Below are 2,111 nucleotides of genomic sequence, written 5' to 3'. Positions count from 1 at the left end.
ACCGGTCCCAGCGGAGGACTGTCCACCGGACCGGGAGGTGGACTCTCAACTGGCCCAGGAGGCGGCCTTTCCACTGGCCCCGGGGGCGGGTTGTCTACTGGTCCAGGGGGCGGCCTCTACACCGGACCCTGCGCCAACCCTTATCGAAGTGTGCAACCACCTCGACACGTCCTGCTCCCATATCTCAGACAACATGGCTTGGGGCACATCGCTGATCTGTTGGAGAGGTACGGGGGGTAAGCCGTAGGTCTGGAGGACGTACGGCAGCTTGGCCGCTGTTGTGCCCGTGCCACAGCCATGCCAGATCAGGCGGGAAAGCACGGGGAACAGCGGGGAGAAGTTCGGCGGCCAGATCGACCTCCTGACCACTCCACCGCAGGTCAGCTCAACCACAGTCCGTGAGTGGCCCGAGCTTCCCAAGCTGAGAGCCCGCCCAAAGTAAGCCAACAACGAGATGTGCCCACGGCACCTGAGCAGGTCAGGGCCGTGGGCCTTCTCAGCCTCGCTGGTGAGCCAGGCCGGGGTCGGTGGACGGGCACGAACAGGGCTCCGCGGCCCCGCATGCGGTCATCGCAAGCGCCCGCCGCGACTGGTAGCCACTCGGAGTGTGTCCCTCAGAGCGAGGGTCAGTTCGGCTGCCAGTGACCGCAGTTCTTCCGGATCCGAGTCCGAGCCGCCGAGAACATCTCGTGCGTGGTCCAGTATCTGGGTTGCCATGCCGAGTTGAGCCGTTTCAGTGTTGTCCGCCAGGCGGGACATGTAGCTGTCGCCGTCATCACTGCTGAGGTAGCCGGGCTTGCCGTCGGGTCCCGACCACGGCAGTAGTCTCAACTCGTTCTGTGCTGTCACTCTTCTGTCCTCCTGCCGTCGATCTGGTGGTGAGTGGTGAAAACCGCATCGGCGTGGTCGCCTGGGAACACGAGGAACGCGACCTCGACCACGCGTCCGGCAGCATCGGTCATCACGCGTGTGATGGCGAGAACGGCCCAGGCAGAGCCGAGCCGGAGGATCGACGCTTCCTCCTGCGTCGGCAGGCGAACCCTGACCCTCTCCTGGACCTCCGCCAGCGGCGAGCGCAGGTCGCCCACGCTCACCAGTGCCCCAAACCGCAAGGTGGACTCTTCGGGCACGTCAGCCGGCGCCAGGTCCCGGGGCACGTAGATGCGGGCCAGGCTGTGCGGAGCCTTCCCTTCGTGAGCGAGACAGATGAACTCAGTCAGCGGTTTCCTGACCGGTACGTTCATCAGGACGGCCAACTGCCCCCGCGCCCGGATCTTGGCTGTGCGGATGCTGACACGCAGAGCCCCGTCAGCAGGCGTATCCGCGTCGGGGCACCGCGCTCCACCGACGTACGTGATCCGCCGGAGTGGGCGACGGACGAAGTTCCCCCGGCCGTGGACCTTCTCGATCAGGCCTTCTCCCTGGAGGACCGCCAGAGCGCTCCGCAGCGTGGGCAGGCTGACCGCGTAGCGCGCGGCGAGGTCGGGTTCAGAGGGCAGGCGTTCGCCGGCCTTGAGGCGGCCGGTGGTGATCTGGCTGCGGAGGTCACCGGCGATGGCGTCTCGGCGGGAAGACACGGGCCGGATCACCACCTTCTCAGCATCCGCATGGCGATCATCCGGGACCGTGAGTGCATGGTCAGCAGTTCGCCCGACTCGAATACGAGCTGCTTCGCGCCCTGGCGCAGTTGGATGAGGTCGATCACCAGGCACTGCCGGCCGCCGATCTGGATGAGGTCTCCGCGCTGCACGCTCGCTGAGGTGATCTCGACCGGGGAGACCATCGCGCCCGTGGGCATGCGTTCTCTCACCGCTTCACCTCCACCGACCCGGGTCGGGTGGGTGCCGCGTGGCACGGGCAGTCGCACGCCTCGTAGTGCACCGGAACGTCGACCGGGGCCGTGGCCGGTGCGGACTCCGCGCATGCCAGGTGCGTACCGATCCGGCATGAGGCCGACCGGTACGGAGCAGCCTCAGCGTGCGTGAGGCGATGTTGTGGGCGGTAGGGCATCAGCAGGCTCTACCTTTCTGATCATGGGTTGACCCCAGCCATTCGTAGGGTTGTGGCACCCAGGGGAGTGGGGTGTGGCTCTCAGCTCGGCTGCCGTCCAT

Annotated in this window: 3 protein-coding genes; all 3 read right to left on the bottom strand. The window is 66.7% G+C overall.

What is annotated here, in order from left to right; all coding sequences use genetic code 11:
* Nucleotides 1-567: 567 nt before the first annotated feature.
* From ABZ719_RS37580 to ABZ719_RS37570, 3 genes are read right to left on the bottom strand one after another with little or no spacing between them, the layout of a single operon-like run.
* Complete coding sequence (locus tag ABZ719_RS37580; protein ID WP_366729658.1) at nucleotides 568-849, bottom strand: hypothetical protein; 282 nt, start codon at nucleotides 847-849, stop codon at nucleotides 568-570.
* Nucleotides 846-1,589, bottom strand: a complete 744-nt coding sequence (locus ABZ719_RS37575) for a GntR family transcriptional regulator (RefSeq protein WP_366729659.1) — start codon at nucleotides 1,587-1,589, stop codon at nucleotides 846-848. The genes ABZ719_RS37580 and ABZ719_RS37575 overlap by 4 nt, the downstream gene beginning before the upstream one ends.
* The gene (locus tag ABZ719_RS37570) at nucleotides 1,586-1,810 is read right to left on the bottom strand and encodes a hypothetical protein (RefSeq protein ID WP_037859405.1); all 225 of its coding nucleotides are present in this window, start codon (nucleotides 1,808-1,810) and stop codon (nucleotides 1,586-1,588) included. Before ABZ719_RS37570 ends, ABZ719_RS37575 begins: the two co-directional genes overlap by 4 nt.
* Nucleotides 1,811-2,111 lie beyond the last annotated feature (301 nt).

The organism is Streptomyces sp. NPDC006743 (genome assembly GCF_040703815.1).
Classification (GTDB): Bacteria; Actinomycetota; Actinomycetes; order Streptomycetales; family Streptomycetaceae; genus Streptomyces.
Note: the sequence above shows the minus strand (reverse complement) of the source record. Positions and strands in the feature narration are given on the sequence as shown.